The sequence below is a fragment of the Ramlibacter aurantiacus genome (genome assembly GCF_016722895.1).
In the GTDB taxonomy this organism is placed as follows: Bacteria; Pseudomonadota; Gammaproteobacteria; order Burkholderiales; family Burkholderiaceae_C; genus Ramlibacter; species Ramlibacter aurantiacus.
Genome location: NZ_JAEQNA010000001.1, coordinates 711,338 through 732,810, shown reverse-complemented (window position 1 = coordinate 732,810; position 21,473 = coordinate 711,338). Strand labels below are relative to the sequence as shown.

The following is a 21,473-nucleotide window of genomic DNA, read 5'->3' as shown; positions in this document are numbered from 1 at the left end:
TCAGAAGGGGTAGCGGCCGGCCAGCACTTCGCGGGCGATGGCGCTCTTGTGAATCTCGACGGTGCCGTAGCCGATGGACATGCCGCGCACGTCGCGGAAATGGCGCTCGTAGGGGTACTCGGTGGACAGGCCGTAGGCGCCGCCGAGCTGCATGGCCTCGTTCGTCACGCGCACGGCCATCTGGTTGACGAAGGCCTTGGTGATGGACGTGTCCACGATGCTGGCCTGGCCCGCGTCCACGCGCTGCGCGGCCCGATAGAGCAGGGCGCGCGCGGCCTCTATGTCCATGGCCATCTCGGCCAGCTTCCACTGCAGGCCCTGTTGGTCGGCCAGCGGCCGCCCGAATTGCTGGCGCTCCTTCACGTGCTGGGTGATGCCCTGGAACGCCGCCTCGGCCACGCCCAGGCAGACCGTGGGGTTGCCCGAGAGCCGGTCGGCGTCGAGCACGGCCAGCAGCTGGCGCATGCGGCCCGGCTCCAGGAACAGCTGCTCGCCGGGGATGCGGCAGCTGTCGAACACCAGTTCGGCCATGCCGGTGCCGCGCAGGCCGAGCAGGTCGAGGTGGTTGCCGATGGAAAAGCCCGGCGTGCCGCGCTCGACCAGCACCGCGCCCACCCCCTTCATGCCGGCCTCGGGGCCGATGCGCACCAGCACCAGGAACAACTCGGACACCTGCGCCGCGGTGCACCACAGCTTGCTACCGTTGATCACCCAGCCGTCGCCTTCGGGCGTGGCGCGGCACTGCACGTTGCCCACGTCCGATCCGGCGTTGGCCTCGGACATGCTCCAGGCGGTGAGCAGTTCGCCCTTGGCGATGCGGCGCAGGTACTTCTCTTTCTGCGCGGGGCTGCCCAGGCCCACCAGGGCGCGCGGCGTGGCGCCGTCGGTGCACGAGAACAGCATGGCCGTGTTGGCGCAGGCCCGCGCCAACTGCTCGGCCACCAGCACGTTCTCCATCAGGCCCAGGCCCGAGCCGCCCCATTCCTCGGGAATGAACAGGCCCGTGTAGCCGTGCTCGGCCAGCACCTTCACGTTCTCCACCGGCGGGCGGAACTCGGCGTCGGCCCGGGCGGCGCCGGGCGCGAAACGTTCTTGCGCCAGCGCGCGCACGCTGTCGCGGATCAGGCGCTGTTCTTCGGTCAGTCCGAAATCCTGCATGCGGTCGTTCCCCGGAAAAATCAGTGGTTGGTGGGGGTGGCGCACTCTTCCTCGGTGCGCTCCCAGATCTCGCGTGCGATCGGGTGGTGCAGCTCCTCGGCGATGTGCCCCACGAGCCCCACCGCGCGGCCGATCACCGCCAGGCCCCGGCACAGCTTCCAGGGGATCTGCATTTCCGAGCACAGCGCCCCCAGCGCGCCGGTGGCGTTCACCGGCAGCTGGCCCGGCTTGTTCAAGGCCTGTTCGGCGGCGGTGGCGATGTGCTGCATCAGCTTCACGTAGCGGCCCGACAGGCCGTGCTCGGCCGCCAGCTCGAACAGGCGAGGCGCGCGCGGGTCCACCGGCTTGTGCAGGTTGTGGCCGATGCCGGGAATAGGCGTGCGCGTGGCCCGGAGCCGCTCGACGATGGAAGTCGCCAGCATCGGCAACTGCTCGTCGGGTGTGTTCGCCGCGTCGCCCGCCAGCGCCTCCTGCAGGAGGCGCGCCGAACCTTCGGCGGTGCCGGCGAAGGTGGTGCCCATCCCCAGCAGCCCCGAGGCCACCGCGCCCTGCAGCGACTCGGGCGCGCCCAGGTAGGTCAGGCGGGTGGCGATCGCCATCGGCGTCATGCCGTGCTCCACCAGCGTGGCCAGCATGGCGTTGAAGACGACGGATTCGCCCGGCGTGGGCAGGCGTCGCTGGATCTCCAGGAAGGCGTAGTCGCCGAGGTTCAGGCGGCCCATGATGTCCTGCATCAGGTCCATGCCCTGCACCGTGATGGTGGTGGCGGTGCTCGACGCCATGGTCGAGCGCAGCGGCTTTTTGGGGCGGGTCAACGCGTTGTCTCCTGTTGCCGGTCGGGTGCCGGGTCGGCGCAATCTAGCGTCGCCCCCTCTTGAACACAATCGATGAAGGGCATTTAGACTATTCGGCAGATGGATGACGTCGCCAAACTCGACCTGAACCTGCTGCAGGTGTTCGACGCCCTCATGCAGGACGGCAACCTCACCCGGGCGGGCTTCCGCCTGGGCCTGTCGCAGCCAGCCATGAGCCACGCGCTGGGGCGGCTGCGCAAGATCGCCGGTGATGCGCTCTTCGTGCGCGTGCCCACCGGCATGGAACCCACCGGCCACGCGCTGCGCATCGCGCCGGCGGTGCGCGAAGGGCTGCGGTTGCTGCACAGCGCAGTGCAGGGCGACGCCCTGTTCGACCCCGCCACCTGCGAGCGCACCTTCAACATCCTGATGAGCGATATCGGCGAGCTGGTCTACCTGCCGCGGCTGGTGACGCGCCTGACCGCGATCGCTCCGGGCGTGAACGTGCGCGTGCTGCAGCTCGCGCGCGAGGCGTATGCAGAGGCCTTCTTCACGGGCGAGGCCGACCTGGCGGTGGGCTTCCTGCCGGGCCTGAAGGGTGGCTTCTACCAGCAGCGACTGTTCAGCGACAGCTACGTCTGCCTGGTGCGCACCGATCACCCGCGCATCCGGCGGCGGCTGTCACTGGAGCAGTTCGTGGCCGAGTCGCATGTGCTGATCGAGCCGGGCGGATCCACCTACCGCTCGGCCTCGCACCAGACCAGCACCACCACGCTCATCGAGCGCTACCTGGCCGAGCGCCACCTCAGCCGCCGCGTCGCGCTGCGGGTGCCGCATTTCATGGTGGTGCCCAACATCGTGCAGTCCACCGACCTCATCGCCACCGTGCCGGGCTACGTGATCAAGCACACGCCGCCACGCCCCGAGCTGAAGACGGTGCAGCTGCCCTTCACCGTGCCGCGCTTCGAGGTCAAGCAGTACTGGCACCAGCGCAACCAGGACGACGTGGCGAATCGGTGGCTGCGGGAGGTGGTGGCGGGCTTGTTCACGCAGCAGTGACGATGCCCGGCGCCAATCTGAAGAATCAGATCGGTCGAGCAGGCTGCGCCGGCAAAAAAAAAGCCCCCTTGCGGGGGCTGTGAATCAGGAGTGCCTGGCATGAACACTTGGTTCGTCTCCGGCCACCGGGTGGGAGTTCTTCCGCTGAGACCGTGACTTTCGTGACAGTCGGTGACGCCCCCGTGTTCTGTCCCGCGGGCATCACGTGCAGCGAAGGTGTGGGACAGGACACGAGGCTCACCGGGCCATCCACGCCTGCTGCGCCACTCGCATGCCGATCTCGGCGGCCACGTTGTTCGCGTCGTTGGTGGCGCCGTGCACCCGGTCGCGCTGGGCGGCGGGAACCGAAGGACTGGGCAGCATCCAGTTGCGCTCCACGATCACCGCGACCACCTTGGTGTAGCGGCCGCCGCCCTGCGGGTCGGGGTCGACCGCCGCCACGTACAGCTTGATCGGCCGCTCCAGGCAGTCTTCCTGTCCCGGCCGGGTCCGGCAGCGTTGCCGGGCCTGCGCCAGCGTGAGCCGATCGAAGCTGAAGCTGGGCGTTCCGGTCTTGCCGGCGATGCGCGCCCCCGCCTCGGCGCAGCGGCCGCCGAACACATGGCGGCAGACCAGGTGGGCGGTGCCGCCAGGGGCGTTGGCCCGCTCCAGGCCCCGCAGCACCGTGCGCGCGACCGCCGGGGCCACCGCCAGTGGCTCGGCCGCGGCCAGGGGTGCCGCGCCGTCCTCGGTGCGGGTGGCCGCTGTCGCGACCGTCTCGCCCCGGGCATCGCTCAGGCGCTCGACCAGGTAGGGCCGGCGCACGGCGCGTTCGCCGTTGGCGGCGGCGGCCAACCGGGCCAGTGGCGCGGCCAGCCCCAGCGCGGTGGTGCGGGCCTGGCCCTGGCCGGCGGCTTCGTTGACCAGCGGCTTCAACGCCGGCGAGCTGCAGTTCGCGGCGTGCCAGCGGCCTGTCCCGAGCTCTGTCGAAGGGCCGGCCGAGTCGCGGCAGCGCGCGGCCTCGTCGCGGCGGATCTCCGGCAGCGGCATCAGCCGCGCGCCGGCGGGCGTCGGCTCGACGAACAGCCGACCTGACAGCACCGGGGCCTGCAGCGGGGTCGCGCCGGGCAGTTCCTGCGCGGCGTCGAGCGCCGAACCCAGCCGTCGGCCGAACAGCAGATCGGTGCGGCCGCAGCGCGGGTCGGGCCGCGCCGAACAGTCGAGGTTCCAGCCCAGGTCGGCGGCGCGCTGCTGTACCCGTGCCGGCCGGTCGCAGGTCGGCGCCTTCGACATCGCCAGGCAGAACAGCGCGTCGTTGAAGCGCTGCGTGTCCGAGGCTGCCAGCCACTGGGTCAGGCGCTCGGCGTCGGCGGCCGGGTCCTCCAGGAAGACCGAGGCGAGGAGGGGCTTGATGGTCGAGCCGGGCAGCACGTCGGTGAAGACGGCGTGGTTCAGCAGGGCGTCCGGGCGCCGTCGCGGCTCGGTCCACAGGGGCGCACAGCCCGCGTCGCGAAACGGGCCGTCGTTCTCCTGCGCCCAGCAGGGCGTGTGCGCCGAAGCCAGGGCTTCGATGCGGCCGCTGGCCACGTCCAGCACGGCCACCGCTCCCATGCGAACGGCCGCGCCTTCCCACATGGCCGTGGCGCCGGGGCCTTGCGCCGCGCCGACCTGCGCGCGCGCGATGCCGGCCTCCTCGCACGCTTCGGGGCGGCCGGCATAGCAGGCCAGCACCCGTTGCGCGATGGCCTGGGTGCGTGGATCGATGGTGAGCTGCACGTTGAAGCCGAGGTCGATCTCGCCGCGGCCGACGCGGCTCCGGTTGGCCTGGCCCGGCAGCGCCTGCACGTAGTCCTGGTACAGCCGCCCCTCGGGGCGGCGCAGGGGATCGAGGCCGGCGATCAGCAGTGGCAGGTCGGGCGGCACGGACGGCTCCCCCGGGCTGGCCGTGACGACCTCGCCCGCTTCTGGCGGCCGCAGGTCTTCGGTGGCGCACAGCTCGCGTTGCCAGCTGCCGCCGTCGGGCACGTGCAGGGCGCGGCTGCCCTTGCCGATGCCGCCCAGCCAGACGCAGCCCGGCCAGCCGCGCCAGGGATCGACCTGCGCCAGGCTGGTGGCGGCGAGTTGCACCACGGGTGTGCCGGCGGCCGACCGGCTCCGGGTTTCACGCCATTGCGCCTGCGCCAGCAGCCGCCCGCCGCGATCGGAGGCGAGCAGGCGCAGGCCGGCCGCGGCTTCGTCGCATCCGAGTTGCCGCTGGCGCAGCGCCTCGGCCCAGGCGGCGGGCTGCAGGTGGTAGCGGCTGCGAAGCGGCGCGTTGCGTTGGCCAGGCGCACCGGTGAGCGTCGCAAGGTGGCGGTCCAGTGCATGCCACTGCTCGGCCAGGTCTTCGAAGAACGGCAGGCCCTGGTAGGGCGGCTCGCCGGTGCAGTGCGGCAGGAGGGTGGCGAGTCGAGCCGCATCGGGTGGGGCGGCGGCTTGCGAGTCGATCGCGGCCAGCACCGCTTCCGCGGCGGCTCGGGTGCGCTGCGGCTCGTAACGGGCAGCGGTGTCGCGCGGCGCCCAGAGCACCAGGGCCAGGGGCGCGAGCAGGCACAGGGCCAGCATGACCAGGGTCACCTGGCGGATCACGGGCGGGGTGGCGGCCGGCACAGTGCTCAGTCCAGCAACGAACCCACAGCGCAGGCGTGGCGCTGCGATGAGGCCGAGCGCAGCGACGGCCCGTGAAGAAAAACCCCTGTGGCTGCGCCGAGGAGCGCAGGGCGGCGGGGAAAAAGAAGCGCAGATGTTTGAGCCCCGCAGGGGCGAGTTTCTGCGCTTCCCCCGCCGTCCGAGCACCGCAGGTTGCCCTCGGCGCCCGCAGGGCGTCGAGGGACGCAGACAGTGGGGTCGCCTTTTCTTTGGTCACTTTCTTTTGGCGACGCAAAAGAAAGTGACTCGCCCGCCGGGGCGAGACCCGGCTTGCCACGACAGCTACAAGAGTGATGACAAAGAAGCTCGTGCGAATCCACCTCAGCCCTCCCCCCGATGCATCACCAACCCCAGCACCAGGCTGTGATGCAGCAGCGACCAGATGCCATAGCTCACGAACGGCCAGGTCACCCCCGTGAGCGGCAACACGCCCAGGTTTCCCCCCGCCGTCACCAGCGTCTGCACCAGCACCAGCACCGCCCAGCACACCGCCAGCCACGCCAGCGCCGCCGACGCCGGATCGCGCGCCCCCAGGGTGCCCTCCGAGCGCGCGGCCTGCCGCACGGCCAGCGCCGTGATCCCCAGCAGGTACAGCCCGAGCAGCGCGAAGGCCGGCGCCGTGCCCAGCACCGCGCGCAGGGCCGCGAAGCTGTAGTCGCTCTGCATCTGCGCCGGCACGCCCGGGCAGCCGGCGCCGGCCTGCGTGCCGCACCAGGGCACCGCACCCAGCCCCCAGCCGCTCGCCGGCGTGTGCCGCCCCAGCCAGCGCACCCGGGCCAGCTGGTCGTTCTCGGCCGAGAAGGGGTCGCGCATGCTCTCGATGCGTTCGGCCACCCGCTGGGCGCTGTCGACCGGCAGCCGCGCGAAGGCCAGCAGGCCCAGCAGCAGCACCGACCCGAGCATCAGCGTGGCGAGCAGGCCCACCGCGCCAGCCAGCGGCCAGCGCGCGCCGCGCAGCAGCAGGGCCTGCGCGGCGAAGGCGCCGGCGTAGATCGCCGCGGCGAGCAGGGCCACCAGCAGAGGGCCCAGGTCGTCGGTGAGCACGAAGGCGGCGAGCACCACGCCCGCATGCAGCACCAGGGGCGCCAGCGACGACGCCAGGTCGCGCCAGTTGCCGCCCCGCGCCCAGCGGGTCGAGCGCAGCAGGAAAAACCAGGCCACGCCCACCAGCAGCAGCAGCGACAGCGCCTCCCCGGTGAGCTGGCGCCAGCCGCGCGTGGCCAGCGCGATCCCCAGGACGAGTACGGCATACACCAGCCACAACGCCACCGGCCGCAGCCACCCGGATCGGCCCGGGCGCAGGGCGTTGGTCAGCAGCCCGGCCCACGCCAGGCCGATCCGGGCCAGGTTGCGCGCCAGCAGCGGCAGCACGGACAGCAGCACCAGGGCGGCGAACACGGCCAGCGCGTGGCGAAGGCCCAGGTAACGGTTCTGCAGGTGCCCGTTGAGCGACAGGTCCAGCACCAGCCACCAGCCGCCTCCGACGAAGCCGACGAACAGCGGCAGCGCCCACGGCGGGCGCTCGCCTGGTGGAGCGCCGGGGGCGAACAAGGCCATGCGCTCCAGCCGGGCCGAGCGGGAGGCGGCCAGCAGCAGCCCGCCGGCGAGCGCCAGCCCGGCCCAGAACAGCAGCGGCACCGGGGCGCCGCTGGCCGGCAGGGTCAGGCCCGACAGGGCGCCCGCCGCCGCCCACGCCAGCAGCGCCGGGCCCAGCAGGCGCAGGGGCCGCTGCGTGCGTGTCGCGAGCGACAGCAGCGCCCACGCCAGCAGCGACCACCCCGCGATCAACCAGGGTGCGGTGAGCAGCAGGCGCTCCATGGCCCGGGACTTGTCGGCCCAGGCCGAGCCGCTTCGCACCCGCTGCGCCAGCACCGCGCCCTGCGACACCAGCTCCGCCGGCTGGCCGAGCGCCCGGCACCCGGCATCCGCGGGAGCGTCGGGCGCGGCGTCGGCCGGCCACCAGAGCAAGGCCGGCGCGCCGCGCACCAGCGCCAGCCGGTTGGCCAGCCCGGAAGGTCCGGCGCCCGTCGCCTGCCAGGCACAGGCCAGCAGCAGCGAGCCGGCCGGGCGCTCGCTGCTCATCCGGTAGTGCGCACGGTAGGCGGTCAGCTCGCGCGTCAGTCCCCGCAGTCGCTCGGCCTCATGCGGCGCCAGCACGCCTTCGCCGGCACTGCGGGCCAGCGGCTGCAACGCCGCCTGCCGGCGCTCGGCACCGGCGGCGATGGCCCGCTGCAGGGCAGCCAGGTCGGCGGCCAGGGCGTCGGCGAACGCATCGGGTCCGAGCGCTTGCGCAGGCTCCGTGTTCCGGCACAGGAAGGACCAGCGCCAGGCCTGGCGCGCCGGCAGTTCCAGCCGGTGGCACAGCGTGGCCACCCGGGCCTGGCCCCAGCCGGTGAGCGGACCGGGCGCCAGGGCCTGGTCGAGTCGCAGCCGCTCGGGATCGCCCGACTGGCGCAGGCCGAGGAAGCCCCAGGCGAGGACCAGCAGCACGGCCAGCAGCAGGCCGATCTCCATCCGAGCAGCCGTCGGTGCCGCGCGTGGAGCCGCGCCGGCCAGGGGGGCTGGGGCGGCGGTGCTCAGAACACCCTCAGCGAATCGTCGCGGGAGCGGCCCGGGGCCGGGGCCGGCGGCGGGGCGGGCGCCGGGCTCGCGGCCGGCGGTGGCGCCGTCGTCCCCGGTCGGCGGACCTGCCGGGGCTCGAGGTCGATCACCGGCGGCAGGCCGACGGGCGGCCGCTCGGTGGCCGGGGGCTGCGCGGTTGGCGAAGCCGCCTCGGGGCCGACCACCGTCAGCGTCCGGGTGCGCGGCGCGCCCGCGCAGCCGAAGGACGAGGACAGGCCGCGCAGCATGCCCCGGCCCTCCGCACGCACGGGGTAGCGCCCGGCTGTCGTGTAGTGCTTGACCAGCGTGACAGGGAAACGCTCGACCAGCACGTGGCGCTGGTCGCCGTCGCCGAAGTCCACCCACAGCGCGCACAGCGGCGTGGCCGCCTCGAAGTTGAGGGTCACGTGGACGGCCTCGTTCACCCGGGCGGGTTCGCGGTTGAACGAAATGCCCGAGGGCGCCTGCGCCGGCAGCAGGGCCGGCCAGGCGATCAGGAGCAGGGACAGCAGGCGTTTCATGGGCTTCGTTCCGGCAGATGGTCGAGGGCGCCGCCCAGTTCGCGCACCACGGCCTGCAGGGCCGGCGCGATGCGGGTGTCGGCGCCGGTGGCGCGCAGGTGGGCCAGGGTGCGCGGGCGCTGGCTGGAGTAGTAGACCGACAGCCGGAGGGCCGCGGCGGCGGCGTCGCGACGGCCCTGCAGCGCCAGCACCTCGGCCAGGTGCGCCCAGGCGCTGGCGTCGTGCGGGCGCAGCCGCAGGCCGCGACCCAGGGCCTCGCGGGCGCCGGCGAGGTCGCCCAGGCGCAACAAGGCATAGCCGTAGGCGGACCACACGGCCCAGTCCTGCGGCGTCTGGTCGATGGCGCGGCGCAGCGACGCGGCTGCTTCCGCATAGGCGGCGCGTTCGACGGCCCGCTCGCCGGCCACCAGATGCGGCGAAGGCGAGGGCGGCGGCCGCGACGGCAGCTGGACGGTGACGCGGCGCGCCGCCGCCTCGACCCCCGGCCAGTCGGAGCCGGCGGCGGCCTGGATCATGCGGTTGAGGTCCTCGTCGACCGCTCGATAGGTGGCCGCGCGCTCCGGGGGGTCCGGGGGCAAGGGTGCGGGCGGCGACGGCTCGGCGGACCCTCCGGGCGAGGTCGCGGCCGCCGTGGCGTCCGGGTCGTCGCCGGTCTGCAGGCCTTGCCAGCCGAGCCAGCCCAGCGCGCCCGCCAGCACCGCCAGGCCGAGGACCAGGCCGGCGAGACGCCGTCCCCGGACCGGCGCCGTCGGCGCTTGGGTCGGGACGGGTGCGGGCTCGCCCGGGAGGCGGGTGGCCGTCGCCGTCGCCGTGTGCGACGTGGTCGGTGCCACCACCAGCGGCGTCTCCCGCGCGGTCTCCGGCTGGCGCCCCGAGGGTCGCAGCCGGGGCCGGCGCGGCGCCGCGTCGGCAGGGCCTCCTTCCCGCAGCAGCGGCTCCAGCGTCGCCAGGAGCGAGTCGTGCAGGCCCGGGTCCACGGGCGAGCCGTCGCAGTCGAGCGCCAGCAGGCGGTCCACCAGCGCGGTCATGGCGGGGTAGAGCACGGCCGCGCGGGCTTGGCCGGACCAGTCGATGCCGCCCTGCAGCTGTCCGGCCAGGGCGCCCAGGGCGTAGAGGTCCAGCCGGCCATCCAGTCGCAGCACGGCCTCGGCCCGGCCCTGGGCGGCATCCTGCCGCAGCGCGGCGCGGAAGGCGGGCGAGACGCGGCGCAGGCTCTCGGGCGCGTCCGGGTCCAGGCGCAGCGGCTCGTCGAAGCGAAGGCGCGTCGAGAGCGTGTGGCCGAAATCGATCAGGCGCAGTCCCTCGAACAGCGGCCGTACCGCGTCGCCGGGCGCGCGTTCGAAGGGCAGGCAGATGTTGCCGGCATGGATGTCGCAGTGCACGAAGCCGGCGCCGTGGAACTCGCGCAGCGCCAGCAGCAGGTGCCGCAGCAGTTGCAGGAAGGTGGCGGGCGTGAGCAGGGCCTGCGGTGCGGCGCCACCGGCCGGCACGAATTCGTAGCGGCGCCACAGGTTCAGGCTGGGGCCGGCGTCCAGCGTGGTCACCACGAAGGGCGTGTCCGAGGAGTCGCGGGTGAAGGCCAGCGACTGCGCGACGTGCCGCAGGCCGCGCGCCGCCATGTCCATCAGCAGCAGGTTCTCGCGGTGGATCATGGGCAGCAGGTCGGTGCCCACGCCCGGCTTGATGGTCTTGCGGAAGCGCGCCGGCTCGCCGGGGCCGCCGGGGATGCGCTCCACCTGGAAGTGCAGCGCATGGCCCACCGGCCCGTAGCTGTCGGCGAACGGGTCGTAGGCCTCGGGGCTGGCGTGGGTGCGGATGTTCATGCGGCGAGGGTCACCCGATGAGGGCGGCCGCGGCGCCGACCGCCAGCGTGAGGGCGGCGGCCCAGCGGAAGGGCGCGCGCGCACCCCACGGCGGGTTGCGCCGCAGCAGCAGCACGCTGATGTCGTCGGGGCTGCCGCGCCGGGCCGCGAGCTGCGCCAGCTGCTCGGCCACCAGGGGCAGGGGCAGGGCGGCGCTGGCCTGGCAGTGCGCACCCAGGTCGGCTTCGGGTAGCCAGCGGTGCAGGCCGTCGCTGCACAGCACCAGCCAATCGTTCTCGCGCAGGCGCAGGCGCGCCACGGGCGGCTGGCCGCTGGCGCCGACGCCGACCATCCGGGCCGGGTCGTCGGGCCGGCCGCCGGGCGGTGGCGCCTCGCCCAGGTTGGCGTAGCTCTGGTCCACGGTCAGCGGCATCGCCCGCCAGCCGGTGCGGCGCGGGCGCAGCTGCAGCACCCGCACGTCGCCGACATGCGCGACATGGCCGCGGCCGCCGGCCAGCCAGGCGGCAGCGAAGGTGGCGGCGCTGCGCCCGCCGGGGCTGATTGCGGCCACGGAGGCGGCCAGCGCCGCGTCGGCCTCGGCCAGGCGCGCGGCCAGCCGTCCCGGGTCGCGCCAGTCGGGCGGCGGGATCGTGCGGCACCAGTCCAGCAGCTGGCTGCTGGCGAGTTCGCCCGCGCGGCCGCCGCCCACCCCGTCGGCCACCGCGAAAAGCGGCGGCGCGGCCAGCACGGCGTCCTGGTTGCGGGCGTGGGTGGCGCCACGCAGGCTGGCCCAGCCGTATTCCAGGCGCGCGCGCCGCGCCAGCTGCCACTGGCCGCGCAGCCAGCCCGCCCATCCGCCGGCGCGGTTCGCCGGCGGGGGCGTGGTGAGCGGCGTCGTCGCGTCGCCGGATGACGCGGCCAGGCTCATGGCGAGGCTTCCAGCAGCAGCACGCTGGCGGCCGGCGCCTGGGTGAAGCGCGGGGCCAGCACGACCTGCCGGCCCCAGGGCAGCACGAATTCGACCGGCTGCTCCGCGCCATCGAGCTGGGTGCCCCATTTGCCGGCGGCCGGGTTGCGCAGGTGCGCGCCGCGCGCGTCCAGCGATTCGATGACGAGGTGTTCGCGCGAGACGCCGGCGTTGGCCTCGGGCAGCCGCACCTGCGCCGTGTCGGCCCGGCCGATCACGCAGGGCAGGGCGGTGACCGCCACCGTGCGCGTGCCCTGCGCATCGCGGATGGCCAGCAGGCACAGCGGACCGGGTGCGCGGCCCGCCAGGGGGGTGGCGGACGCGCCGGCAGCCAGGCCGCCGCGCAGCGGGGTGGGTGGAGGGTCTTGCAGCGTGGCGCGGATGGGGGTGTGGGCGTCCTCGTCCGCAGCGCCGCCCCAGCGCAGCACCAGCTCGGGACACTCGGCCGGGTCGCCGGCGTCGCCGCCGAGGCGCAGTCGCGCGCCGTCGCGCAGGCGCAGGCGTTCCCCGGGGCGCACGGGCGCGCCGTCCACCACGCTGCCGTTGGCCGAGGTGTCGCGCCACCACGGCTCCCCGTGCTCGCCGCGCTCGACGAGCCCGTGCCGGCGCGACACGAACCGGCCGGCGACGTGGCCTTCGCCGGGGGCCCGTCCGAGCGCCAGGGGCAGGGAGGTCGGCTGCAGCCGGCGCTGGCCGTCGGCGTCCGAAATATCCAGCTCCAGCGGCGGACCGGTGTCCGGCCGCGAGGGCTGCGCCGGCGCCTGCGCCCATTCGCCGAACAGCGTCACCTGGTAGTCGCCGGCGCCCGCGCCGAGCTGGGCTTCGAAGGGGTCGCTCTCTTCCAAGGCGGCGGCGTCGAACTCGCGGTCGAGGTCGACGAAGGCCGCGGTCGAGACGCCCTGGGGACAGTTGCGCGCCACCGCCGCCAGCACCACCTGCCGGCGGCTTTCGGGCCGGAACTCGGCCAGGAAGTCGTCGATCGCGCGTTGCGCCGCCGGGCTGCGGCCGACCACCCGGATGCGGACCAGGCGGAACGAATCGTCGGGGGCGTAGTGCCGATGCGGCAACACCGTGCGGACCATGAACTCGGCCAGCTGCCGGTCGATCGCCGCCCAGAGGGCGGCGTAAGGGCTGGTCCCGGTGACGGCCGGCGCGGCCGGGCCAGGCGCCGCACGGTGCGGGGGGGCAGCACCTTCGGCCGGGGCCGTGTCACTCAAACCGAGCCAGCGGGCCAGGGTGTCGAAGAAAGACATGGGCCGCCTAGCCGCCGAAGCGGACCTCGACCCGGTGCGCCGAGCCGGTGCCGGCCGCCAGGGTCAGCTGCGCCGCCGGCCACTGCTGCAGCAGTCGTTCGCGAAAGCCGTTCACGTGGGGCTGCAACTGCTCGGCGCTGACGCGCTGGCGGGACAGGGACACCAGCACCTGGGGCGCGCGGCCGCGCCCCAGGGCTAGTTGCGCGAGAGTGATGAACTCGAGCATGTCGTCCAGCACGCCGGGCCAGCCGGCGCTGAACTCCTGCGCATGGACGGGGCCGGGGCGTGTGGTCTGCATGCCGGACGATTCTGCCCAGAAGGCGGTCCGCCGTGGGCTGGTGCGAGCGCGCACCAAGTTGTTGCGGTCATGCATTCTCCGGATGAGCTGCTCCCGTTTTTGGGGCAGACTTGCGGCATGCTCATCCGTTGGCAAGTACTTTCGGGAGGACCGTCCTCATGAATGCCATCCTCTCCCCCGCCCACGCCGCCAGCCACGCCGACGCGCGCCAGCTGGCCATCAACCTGCTTCGGCGCAACCTCACGCCCCAGGGCATCCTCGCCGCCAGCCCCACGCGGGAGGCCGAGGCCCGCCGATACACCCGCATCTTCGGCCGCGACGCGGCCATCTGCATCCTGGCCATGGGCGGCAGCGGCGACCCGCTGCTGGAGCGGGGCGCCATCGCCAGCCTGGATGCGCTCGCGGCCCAGCAGGCCGGCAATGGCCAGATCGCCAAGTACGTGGATCCGGAGGGTTCGGGCGCCGATTTCTGGTACGTCGGCTGCATCGACGCGACCCTGTGGTGGCTGATCGCGGTGGACCATGTGCGAGGCTGTGGCCTGGTGCCGGCCGATCGGTGGGCGGCGGCCGTGGACAAGGCCCTGGCATGGCTGCACGCCCAGGAGCATCCGCACTTCCGGCTGCTGCAGCAGAACGAGGCCAGCGACTGGGCGGACATCATGCCCCGCTCGGGTTTCGTGCTCTACACCAACGCCCTGTGGGCCGACGTCAAGCAGCGCTTCGGGCTGGAGCAACTGGCCGAAACGCGCCAGCACCTCGGCGACCTGTTCGACCCCTTCAGTCCCGAGCTGCCGAACTACCCACGCGCCAGGTTGATGCGCCACTACGCGCGGCGCGGCCGCAGCAGCGACGGGTTGCTGCTGAGCTTCGTGAACCTCTCCACCTGCGGCATGGAGGGGGACGTCTTCGGCAACATCCTCGCCGTGCTCGGCGGTGCCGTGGACGAGTCCGCCGGCCGCCGCATCCTGGAGACCATCCATGCCGCCCATGCCAGCCGGCCCTATCCGGTGCGGGTGGTGCTCAGACCCCTGGACAAGCACGACAAGCTGTGGCGCGCCTACATGGGCCGGCACCGGCAGAACCTGCCGCACCAGTACCACAACGGCGGCATCTGGCCTTTCGTCGGTGGCTTCTGGGTCGTGGCCCTGGCCCGGCTGGGGATGGCCGAGCTGGCCCGGCAGGAACTCGACCGCCTGATCAGCATGAACGACGACGACGAATGGCGCTTCACCGAATGGTTCCACGGGCAGTCGCTGGCCCGCGGCGGCATGCCCGGCCAGAGCTGGAACGCCGCCGCCCTGCTGCTGGCACTGGACGCGGTGGCCGGGTCCACCCCCGAAGCGGCGTAGCCGGTTCCCCCTCCAGGGGGCGCAACCAGCGGCCCGGCAAAGCCGGTTCCGCGGTTGCCGCTGCAGCGGCGGCGAACTGAAGCTTCACTTCAGCGCCCGCTCGAGCTGCTCCTTGTTCATGCCCGAGCGGCCTTCGATGCCGCGCCGCTTGGCCTCGTCGTAAAGCTCGGCCTTGGTGCGCTCGCCGCCGGACTGGCCGCCGGCGCTGCCGCGCGCCTGCGCCTTCGCGCCCTGGGTCTCGCCGTGCTCGGCGCGCTCCTTGTTCACCGTCCGCGCGGCGATCTCCTCGGCCCGGCCTTTCTGGCCGCGCTTCTCGTAGCTCTCCTTGATGTGCTCGTACTGCCGTTCGCGCTTGGGACTGGATCCGGCGGGCATGGCTGACTCCTGCTTGGAATGACGGTGCGCCGATGATCGGCAGCCATCCAGCCCGTGTGCGTAGGAGAGCCTCTCGTGCAGTATGTTGCATGAGTCGACCGGGAGGCCGCGGAGCTCAACCGCACGGATTCCCCTTGCGACGGCCGGGCTTCCAAACCGCTTGCGAGTCGATCGAGATGCAGTATGATGCATGCGCTCGCTCGCCATGAGCAGTTTATTGCACCCCCGAATCCTCTTTCGCCACCGGAGACAAGCCCGTGAACGACGACCTGCAGGCGGCGCCCGCGCCCGTTGACTACCAGACCCATCCCAGTGCCTACCACCACGTGAAGCTCAGCTTCGACGGCCCGGTGGCGCGGCTGGCGATCGACATCGACGAGAACGCCGGCCTGCGCCCGGGCTACAAGCTCAAGCTCAACAGCTATGACCTGGGGGTGGACATCGAACTCAACGACGCGGTGAACCGCATCCGCTTCGAGCATCCCGAGGTGCGCACGGTGGTGGTCACCAGCGCCAAGGACAAGGTGTTCTGCTCGGGTGCCAACATCTTCATGCTGGGCCTGTCCAGCCATGCCTGGAAGGTGAACTTCTGCAAGTTCACCAACGAGACCCGCAATGGCCTGGAGGACTCCTCCAGGTACAGCGGCCTGAAATTCCTGGCGGCCGTGAACGGCGCCTGCGCCGGCGGTGGCTACGAGCTGGCCCTGGCCTGCGACGAGATCATCCTGGTGGACGACCGCAACAGCGCGGTGAGCCTGCCCGAGGTGCCGCTGCTGGGCGTGCTGCCCGGCACCGGAGGCCTGACCCGGGTGACCGACAAGCGCCATGTGCGCCACGACCTGGCCGACATCTTCTGCACCACCGCCGAAGGCGTGCGCGGCCAGAAGGCCGTGGACTGGCGCCTGGTCGACGAAGCGGTCAAGCCGCAGCAGTTCGCTGCGCGCGTGCAGGAGCGGGCGCTGGAACTGGCCGCCGGCAGCGACCGCCCGGCCGACGCCAAGGGCATCACGCTGAACCCGCTGCAGCGCACGATGGAGGCCGACGCGCTGCGCTATTCGCACGTGACGGTGGAGATCGACCGCAGCCGCCGCGTGGCCACCTTCACCGTGCGCACGCCCTCGGCCGACGTGGCCGGCGACATCGCCGCCATCGAGGCCCAGGGCGAGAACTGGTACCCGCTGGTGCTGGCGCGCGAGCTGGAAGACGCCATTCTGTCCATGCGCACCAACGAGCTGGCCATCGGCACCTGGCTGATCAAGACCGAGGGTGACGCCGCCAAGGTTCGCCAGATGGACGCGGCGCTGATGGCACACGGCAAGCACTGGTTCGTGCGCGAGACGATCGGCCTGTTGCGCCGCACATTCAGCCGGCTGGACGTCTCCAGCCGCAGCCTGTTCGCGTTGATCGAGCCGGGCTCGTGCTTCGTCGGCAGCTTCCTCGAGCTGGCCCTGGCCTGCGACCGCAGCTGGCAGCTGGCGCTGCCCGACGAGCCGGAGCGTGCGCCGGTGATCGAGGTGGGCGAGGTGAACTTCGGCCTGTACCCCATGGCCACCGAGCAGAGCCGCCTGGGCCGCCGCTTCTACGACGAAGCCCCTGCGCTGGAGGCCGTGCGCGCCCGCGCCGGCCAGCCGCTGGATGCCGACGCCGCGTTCGCCCTGGGCCTGGTCACCAGCAACCCCGACGACATCGACTGGGCCGACGAAGTGCGCCTGGCCATCGAGGAGCGGGTGGCCATGAGCCCCGATGCGCTCACCGGAATGGAAGCCAACCTGCGCTTCAACGGGCGCGAGACCATGTTCACCCGCATCTTCGGCCGGCTCACCGCCTGGCAGAACTGGATCTTCCAGCGACCCAACGCCGTGGGCGACAAGGGTGCGCTCAAGGTGTACGGCAAGGGCGACCGCGCCGCTTTCGATTTCAACCGCGTCTGAACCTCGATCAGGAGAGCGACATGAGCACGATGAACTACAGCGACAAGATTCCGAACAACGTGAACCTGAGCGAGGACCGTGCGCTGCAGCGTGCGCTCGAGCAGTGGCAGCCCAACTATTTGTCGTGGTGGCAGGACATGGGCCCCGAGGGCAGCCAGAACTTCGACGTGTACCTGCGCACCGCGATCAGCGTCGATCCGCAGGGCTGGGCGCAGTTCGACTACGTGAAGATGCCCGACTACCGCTGGGGCATTTTCCTGAACCCTGGCGATGCCGACCGCAAGATCCACTTCGGCGACCACCTGGGCGAGGCCGCCTGGCAGGACGTGCCCGGCGAGCACCGCGCCAACCTGCGCCGCATCATCGTGACCCAGGGCGACACCGAGCCGGCGTCGGTGGAGCAGCAGCGCCACCTGGGCCTGACGGCGCCCAGCCAGTACGACCTGCGCAACCTGTTCCAGGTCAACGTGGAGGAAGGCCGCCACCTGTGGGCCATGGTCTACCTGCTGCACAAGTACTTCGGCAAGGACGGCCGCGAGGAGGGCGAGGCCCTGCTGGAGCGCCGCAGCGGCAACGCGGACAACCCGCGCATCCTGCAGGCCTTCAACGAGAAGACGCCTGACTGGCTGTCCTTCTTCATGTTCACCTACTTCACCGACCGTGACGGCAAGTTCCAGCTGTCGGCCTTGGCCGAATCGGCCTTCGATCCGCTGGCGCGCACCACCAAGTTCATGCTGACCGAAGAGGCGCACCACATGTTCGTGGGCGAGTCGGGCGTGAGCCGCGTGATCCAGCGCACCTGCCAGGTGATGAACGAGCTCAAGACCGACGATCCGAAGAAGCTGCGCGAGGCCGGCGTGATCGACCTGCCCACCATCCAGCGCTACCTGAACTTCCACTTCAGCGTGACCGTCGACCTGTTCGGCGCCGACGAATCGAGCAATGCCGCCACCTTCTACAGCACGGGCCTGAAGGGCCGCTTCGAGGAAGGCAAGCGCACCGACGACCACCAGCTGCGCGGCCAGACCTACAAGGTGCTCAACGCGGTGGACGGCAGGCTGGTCGAGCGCGAAGTGCCGATGCTCAACGCCCTCAACGAGGTGCTGCGCGACGACTACATCCGCGACAGCGTGGCCGGCGTGGGCCGCTGGAACAAGGTGATCGAGAAGGCCGGCATCCCGTTCCGGCTGGAAGTGCCGCACAAGGCCTTCCACCGCAACATCGGCGCGCTGGCCGGCGTGAAAGTCTCGCCAGATGGCCGGGTGGTGAGCGAAGCCGAGTGGAAGGCGCGCGAGGCCGAGTGGCTGCCCACGCCGGAAGACCGGGCCTTCGTCGCCAGCCTGATGGGGCGCGTGGTCGACACGGGCAAGTTCGCCAACTGGATCGCGCCGCCGGCGGTGGGCATCAACCGGCAGCCGGTGAATTTCGAGTACGTGCGATTCGCGTGAGGAGAGCGGGCTTGGGCCTCCCTTCTTCGACAGCGTGACAATTCACCCCATGAGCGAAGCCGTCCTCATCAAGCAGCACCTGATCGATCCCGAGATCTGCATCCGCTGCAACACCTGCGAAGCGACCTGCCCGGTCGATGCGATCACGCACGACTCGCGCAACTACGTGGTCGATGCCGCCAAGTGCAACCTCTGCATGGCCTGCGTGCCGCCGTGCCCCACCGGCAGCATCGACAACTGGCGCACCATGCCCAAGGTGCGCGCCTACACCATCGAGGAGCAGTTCACCTGGGACGAGCTGCCCGGCGAACTCAGTGCCGACGAGATGGCCGAAGCCGGCGTCGCCCCCGAGGCCACGCCCGTCGCGCCCATGCCGCAGCCGGCGCAAGTCGAGTCCACCTTCGACAGCGCGGCCTACGGCGCCACCGTGCCGCCCTGGTCGGCGGCGCACGCCTTCACCAACCTGTACGGCCCCAAGGCGCCGGTCAAGTCGGTCACCGCCACCGTCACCGGCAACGTGCGGGTGACCGAGGTCGGCAAGGACTACGACACGCACCACATCGTGCTGGACTTCGGCCACACGCCGTTCCCGGTGCTCGAAGGCCAGAGCCTGGGCATCGTCCCGCCGGGTGCCGATGCCGCCAGCGGTCGTGGCCACTTCCCCCGCCAGTACAGCATCGCCAGCGCCCGCAACGGCGAGCGCCCCGGCTACAACAACGTCTCGCTCACCATCAAGCGCGTGCTGGAGGACCATGAAGGCCGGCCGGTGCGCGGCGTCGCCAGCAACTACCTGTGCGACCTCGACGTGGGCGACACGGTGGAAGTCATCGGCCCCTTCGGCGCCAGCTTCCTCATGCCCAACCACCCGCGCAGCCACATCGTGATGATCTGCACCGGCACCGGCAGCGCGCCCATGCGGGCCATGACCGAGTGGCGCCGGCGGCTGCGGCAATCGGGCAAGTTCGAGGGCGGCAAGCTGCTGCTGTTCTTCGGCGCGCGCACGCCCGAGGAACTGCCGTACTTCGGACCGCTGCAGAAGCTGCCCAAGGACTTCATCGACGTGAACCTGGCCTTCAGCCGCGTCGCCGGGCAACCCAAGCGCTACGTGCAGGACCTGATGCGCGAACGCGCCGCCGACCTGGCGCCGCTGCTGGCCGATCCCAACGCCTACTTCTACGTCTGCGGCCTCAAGGCCATGGAAGAGGGCGTGGTCATGACCTTGCGCGACATCGCCCTGGGCGCGGGCCTCGACTGGGACGCCATCGGCACCTCGCTGCGGCGCGACGCCCGGCTGCACCTGGAAACCTACTGAAGAACATGCTCTTTGCCGAATTCCACCCCGGGCAGCGGCTCGAAGCCGGTCCTTTCCAGATCGATCAATCGCAGGTGCTGGACTTCGCTCGCGACTGGGACCCGCAGTGGTTCCACACCGATCCCGAGGCCGCCGCCGATGGCCCGTTCCAGGGGCTGATCGCCAGCGGCTGGCAGACCTGCGGCATCGCCATGCGGCTGGCCGCGCAGTCTTTCCTGGCCGGTTCGGAATCGTTCGCCTCGCCCGGCGTGGCCTACATCAAGTGGCCGGCACCGGTGCGGCCCGGCGACAGCCTGCGGCTGGTCGCCACCGTGATCGAGGTGCGCCGCTCGCGCAGTGGCCTGGGCGTGCTGCGCTGGCGCTGGCAGCTGTTCAACCAGCATGGGCAGGAGGCGCTGGACCTCGAGGCCACGTCGCTCTTCAAGCTGCCAATGGCTCCATCGAGCTAGGTACCTTCCCGCAGAGTTGAGCCGCGCGGGGGTGCTCGCGGCTACGATGGGCTGACCTATGAAAGACCGTCGACAGTTCCAGTTCGCGGAGCTGGAAAGCTGGCTCAACCAGAACCGCGTCACCGAAATCGAATGCCTGGTGCCGGACCTCACCGGCGTGGCCCGCGGCAAGATCCTGCCGCGCGAGAAATTCACCGAAGACCGCGGCATGCGCCTGCCCGAAGTCGTGGTGGCCATGGGCGTCACCGGCGAGTACCCGCGCGAGGGCCCGTACTTCAACGTGGTCAGCCGCCACGATGCCGACATGCACCTGGTGGCCGACCCCAGCACCGTGTGCATCGTGCCCTGGGCCACCGACCCCACCGCGCAGGTCATCCACGACTGCTACGACCGCCACGGCAAGCTGGTGCCCTTCGCCCCGCGCTCGGTGCTGCGCCGCGTGTGCGAGCTGTTCGACCAGAAGGGGCTGGTGCCCATCGTCGCCCCCGAGCTCGAGTTCTACCTGGTGGCCCGCAACACCGACCCCGACCAGCCCCTGCGCGCACCCATCGGCCGCAGCGGCCGCGCCGAGACTTCGCGCCAGGCCTACTCCATCGACGCGGTCAACGAGTTCGATCCCTTGTTCGAGGACGTGTACGAGTACTGCGAGAAGATGGAATTGAACGTGGACACGCTGATCCACGAGGTGGGCGCCGGCCAGATGGAGATCAACTTCTTCCATTCGGCCCCGCTCGACCTGGCCGACGAGGTGTTCCTGTTCAAGCGCATCGTGCGCGAGGCGGCGCTGCGCCACGACATGTACGCCACCTTCATGGCCAAGCCCATCGCCGGTGAGCCGGGCAGCGCCATGCACGTGCACCAGAGCCTGGTCAGCAAGGAGACCGGCCGCAACCTGTTCAGCAACGAGGACGGCACGCCCAGCAGGGAGTTCTTCTGGTACATCGGCGGCCTGCAGAAGTACATCCCCTCGGCCATGGCGCTGTTCGCGCCCTACGTCAACAGCTACCGCCGGCTTGCGCGCTTCACCGCCGCGCCCATCAACATCCAGTGGGGCGTGGACAACCGCACCGTGGGCATCCGCTCGCCGGTGTCCACGCCGCAGGCGCGCCGCATCGAGAACCGCGTGATCGGCGCCGATGCCAATCCGTATGTCGCCCTGGCCGCCACGCTGGCCTGCGGCCTGCTCGGCATCGAGCAGCGCATCGAACCCACCCAGGAATGCACGGGCGATGCCTACCAGAGCGCCTACGCCCTGCCGCGCGGCCTGGGCGAGGCGGTCACGCTGCTGCGGGCCGAGCAGGACCTGGCCGACGTGCTGGGCAAGGAGTTCCTGACCGTCTACACCGAGATCAAGGATCTCGAGCACGAGGAATTCATGCGGGTCATCTCGCCGTGGGAACGCGAGCATCTGCTGCTCCATGTGTAGGACGACAAGCCCCCCGAAGCGGCTTCGCCGCCTCCCCCGAGGGGGCGCCACCAGCGGCCCGGC

The 21,473-nt window shown here is 71.8% G+C and carries 16 protein-coding genes and 1 pseudogene; 7 read left to right on the top strand and 10 right to left on the bottom strand.

The genetic code is table 11. The features are described from left to right. Both JI739_RS03320 and JI739_RS03315 read right to left on the bottom strand, forming a co-directional pair. Window positions 1–1,158, bottom strand: a complete 1,158-nt coding sequence (locus JI739_RS03320) for an acyl-CoA dehydrogenase family protein (RefSeq protein WP_201682408.1) — start codon at window positions 1,156–1,158, stop codon at window positions 1–3. A gap of 20 nt (window positions 1,159–1,178) precedes the next feature. Continuing rightward, the gene (locus JI739_RS03315; RefSeq protein WP_201682407.1) at window positions 1,179–1,973 is read right to left on the bottom strand and encodes a citryl-CoA lyase; all 795 of its coding nucleotides are present in this window, start codon (window positions 1,971–1,973) and stop codon (window positions 1,179–1,181) included. 99 nt (window positions 1,974–2,072) lie between these two features. Here JI739_RS03315 and JI739_RS03310 point away from each other — a divergent pair, with 99 nt between their 5' ends. Then, entirely contained in the window at window positions 2,073–3,011 is a 939-nt protein-coding gene (locus tag JI739_RS03310) for a LysR family transcriptional regulator (protein ID WP_201682406.1), read from the top strand. A 237-nt stretch (window positions 3,012–3,248) separates the two neighbouring features. Here JI739_RS03310 and JI739_RS03305 read toward each other — a convergent pair whose 3' ends face one another. From JI739_RS03305 to JI739_RS03275, 7 genes are all read right to left on the bottom strand, one after another. After that, window positions 3,249–5,639 (bottom strand): hypothetical protein, encoded by a 2,391-nt coding sequence (locus tag JI739_RS03305; protein ID WP_201682405.1) that lies wholly within the window; start codon window positions 5,637–5,639, stop codon window positions 3,249–3,251. Window positions 5,640–5,999: 360 nt separating this feature from the next. Further along, window positions 6,000–8,192, bottom strand: coding sequence for an FtsW/RodA/SpoVE family cell cycle protein (locus JI739_RS03300; RefSeq protein ID WP_201682404.1), 2,193 nt, complete (start codon window positions 8,190–8,192; stop codon window positions 6,000–6,002). A gap of 62 nt (window positions 8,193–8,254) precedes the next feature. After that, complete coding sequence (locus tag JI739_RS03295; RefSeq protein WP_201682403.1) at window positions 8,255–8,800, bottom strand: hypothetical protein; 546 nt, start codon at window positions 8,798–8,800, stop codon at window positions 8,255–8,257. Further along, window positions 8,797–10,623 carry a tetratricopeptide repeat protein gene (locus JI739_RS03290; RefSeq protein ID WP_201682402.1) on the bottom strand — a complete coding sequence of 609 codons (1,827 nt, stop codon included), beginning with the start codon at window positions 10,621–10,623 and terminating at the stop codon, window positions 8,797–8,799. Before JI739_RS03290 ends, JI739_RS03295 begins: the two co-directional genes overlap by 4 nt. Window positions 10,624–10,633: 10 nt before the next feature. Further along, window positions 10,634–11,530, bottom strand: coding sequence for a PP2C family protein-serine/threonine phosphatase (locus tag JI739_RS03285; RefSeq protein WP_201682401.1), 897 nt, complete (start codon window positions 11,528–11,530; stop codon window positions 10,634–10,636). Further along, complete coding sequence (locus JI739_RS03280) at window positions 11,527–12,822, bottom strand: FHA domain-containing protein (protein WP_201682400.1); 1,296 nt, start codon at window positions 12,820–12,822, stop codon at window positions 11,527–11,529. The genes JI739_RS03285 and JI739_RS03280 overlap by 4 nt, the downstream gene beginning before the upstream one ends. Before the next feature lie 7 nt (window positions 12,823–12,829). Next, on the bottom strand, window positions 12,830–13,120 hold the full coding sequence (locus JI739_RS03275; protein ID WP_201682399.1) for a hypothetical protein: 291 nt from the start codon (window positions 13,118–13,120) through the stop codon (window positions 12,830–12,832). Between the two features lie 158 nt (window positions 13,121–13,278). Between JI739_RS03275 and JI739_RS03270 the strand changes: the two genes are divergently transcribed. Further along, window positions 13,279–14,469 carry a glycoside hydrolase 100 family protein gene (locus JI739_RS03270; protein WP_201682398.1) on the top strand — a complete coding sequence of 397 codons (1,191 nt, stop codon included), beginning with the start codon at window positions 13,279–13,281 and terminating at the stop codon, window positions 14,467–14,469. 84 nt (window positions 14,470–14,553) lie between these two features. Here JI739_RS03270 and JI739_RS03265 read toward each other — a convergent pair whose 3' ends face one another. Further along, the gene (locus JI739_RS03265) at window positions 14,554–14,844 is read right to left on the bottom strand and encodes a plasmid stabilization protein (RefSeq protein WP_201682397.1); all 291 of its coding nucleotides are present in this window, start codon (window positions 14,842–14,844) and stop codon (window positions 14,554–14,556) included. A 257-nt stretch (window positions 14,845–15,101) separates the two neighbouring features. Between JI739_RS03265 and boxC the strand changes: the two are divergent. The 5 genes and pseudogenes from boxC to JI739_RS03240 all read left to right on the top strand — a co-directional run. Then, window positions 15,102–16,712 (top strand): annotated as a pseudogene (gene boxC / locus JI739_RS03260) (2,3-epoxybenzoyl-CoA dihydrolase); the annotation flags it as partial. 83 nt (window positions 16,713–16,795) lie between these two features. After that, entirely contained in the window at window positions 16,796–18,223 is a 1,428-nt protein-coding gene (gene boxB / locus JI739_RS03255; RefSeq protein ID WP_201682396.1) for a benzoyl-CoA 2,3-epoxidase subunit BoxB, read from the top strand. Window positions 18,224–18,272: 49 nt separating this feature from the next. Further along, complete coding sequence (gene boxA / locus JI739_RS03250) at window positions 18,273–19,535, top strand: benzoyl-CoA 2,3-epoxidase subunit BoxA (protein WP_201682395.1); 1,263 nt, start codon at window positions 18,273–18,275, stop codon at window positions 19,533–19,535. Window positions 19,536–19,540: 5 nt separating this feature from the next. Further along, on the top strand, window positions 19,541–19,984 hold the full coding sequence (locus JI739_RS03245; protein WP_201682394.1) for a MaoC family dehydratase: 444 nt from the start codon (window positions 19,541–19,543) through the stop codon (window positions 19,982–19,984). 58 nt (window positions 19,985–20,042) lie between these two features. Continuing rightward, window positions 20,043–21,410, top strand: a complete 1,368-nt coding sequence (locus tag JI739_RS03240; RefSeq protein WP_201682393.1) for a glutamine synthetase family protein — start codon at window positions 20,043–20,045, stop codon at window positions 21,408–21,410. The last annotated feature ends 63 nt before the right edge of the window (window positions 21,411–21,473 follow it).

What these genes read in the sequence shown, in the direction of transcription:
- JI739_RS03290 (WP_201682402.1), bottom strand. Translation starts at nt 10,623, where the DNA reads ATGAACATCCGCACCCACGCCAGCCCCGAGGCCTACGACCCGTTCGCC.
- JI739_RS03245 (WP_201682394.1), top strand. Translation starts at nt 19,541, where the DNA reads ATGCTCTTTGCCGAATTCCACCCCGGGCAGCGGCTCGAAGCCGGTCCT.
- JI739_RS03270 (WP_201682398.1), top strand. Translation starts at nt 13,279, where the DNA reads ATGAATGCCATCCTCTCCCCCGCCCACGCCGCCAGCCACGCCGACGCG.
- JI739_RS03275 (WP_201682399.1), bottom strand. Translation starts at nt 13,120, where the DNA reads ATGCAGACCACACGCCCCGGCCCCGTCCATGCGCAGGAGTTCAGCGCC.
- JI739_RS03310 (WP_201682406.1), top strand. Translation starts at nt 2,073, where the DNA reads ATGGATGACGTCGCCAAACTCGACCTGAACCTGCTGCAGGTGTTCGAC.
- JI739_RS03280 (WP_201682400.1), bottom strand. Translation starts at nt 12,822, where the DNA reads ATGTCTTTCTTCGACACCCTGGCCCGCTGGCTCGGTTTGAGTGACACG.
- JI739_RS03240 (WP_201682393.1), top strand. Translation starts at nt 20,043, where the DNA reads ATGAAAGACCGTCGACAGTTCCAGTTCGCGGAGCTGGAAAGCTGGCTC.
- JI739_RS03295 (WP_201682403.1), bottom strand. Translation starts at nt 8,800, where the DNA reads ATGAAACGCCTGCTGTCCCTGCTCCTGATCGCCTGGCCGGCCCTGCTG.
- JI739_RS03300 (WP_201682404.1), bottom strand. Translation starts at nt 8,192, where the DNA reads ATGGAGATCGGCCTGCTGCTGGCCGTGCTGCTGGTCCTCGCCTGGGGC.
- JI739_RS03265 (WP_201682397.1), bottom strand. Translation starts at nt 14,844, where the DNA reads ATGCCCGCCGGATCCAGTCCCAAGCGCGAACGGCAGTACGAGCACATC.
- boxA (WP_201682395.1), top strand. Translation starts at nt 18,273, where the DNA reads ATGAGCGAAGCCGTCCTCATCAAGCAGCACCTGATCGATCCCGAGATC.
- JI739_RS03285 (WP_201682401.1), bottom strand. Translation starts at nt 11,530, where the DNA reads ATGAGCCTGGCCGCGTCATCCGGCGACGCGACGACGCCGCTCACCACG.
- boxB (WP_201682396.1), top strand. Translation starts at nt 16,796, where the DNA reads ATGAGCACGATGAACTACAGCGACAAGATTCCGAACAACGTGAACCTG.
- JI739_RS03320 (WP_201682408.1), bottom strand. Translation starts at nt 1,158, where the DNA reads ATGCAGGATTTCGGACTGACCGAAGAACAGCGCCTGATCCGCGACAGC.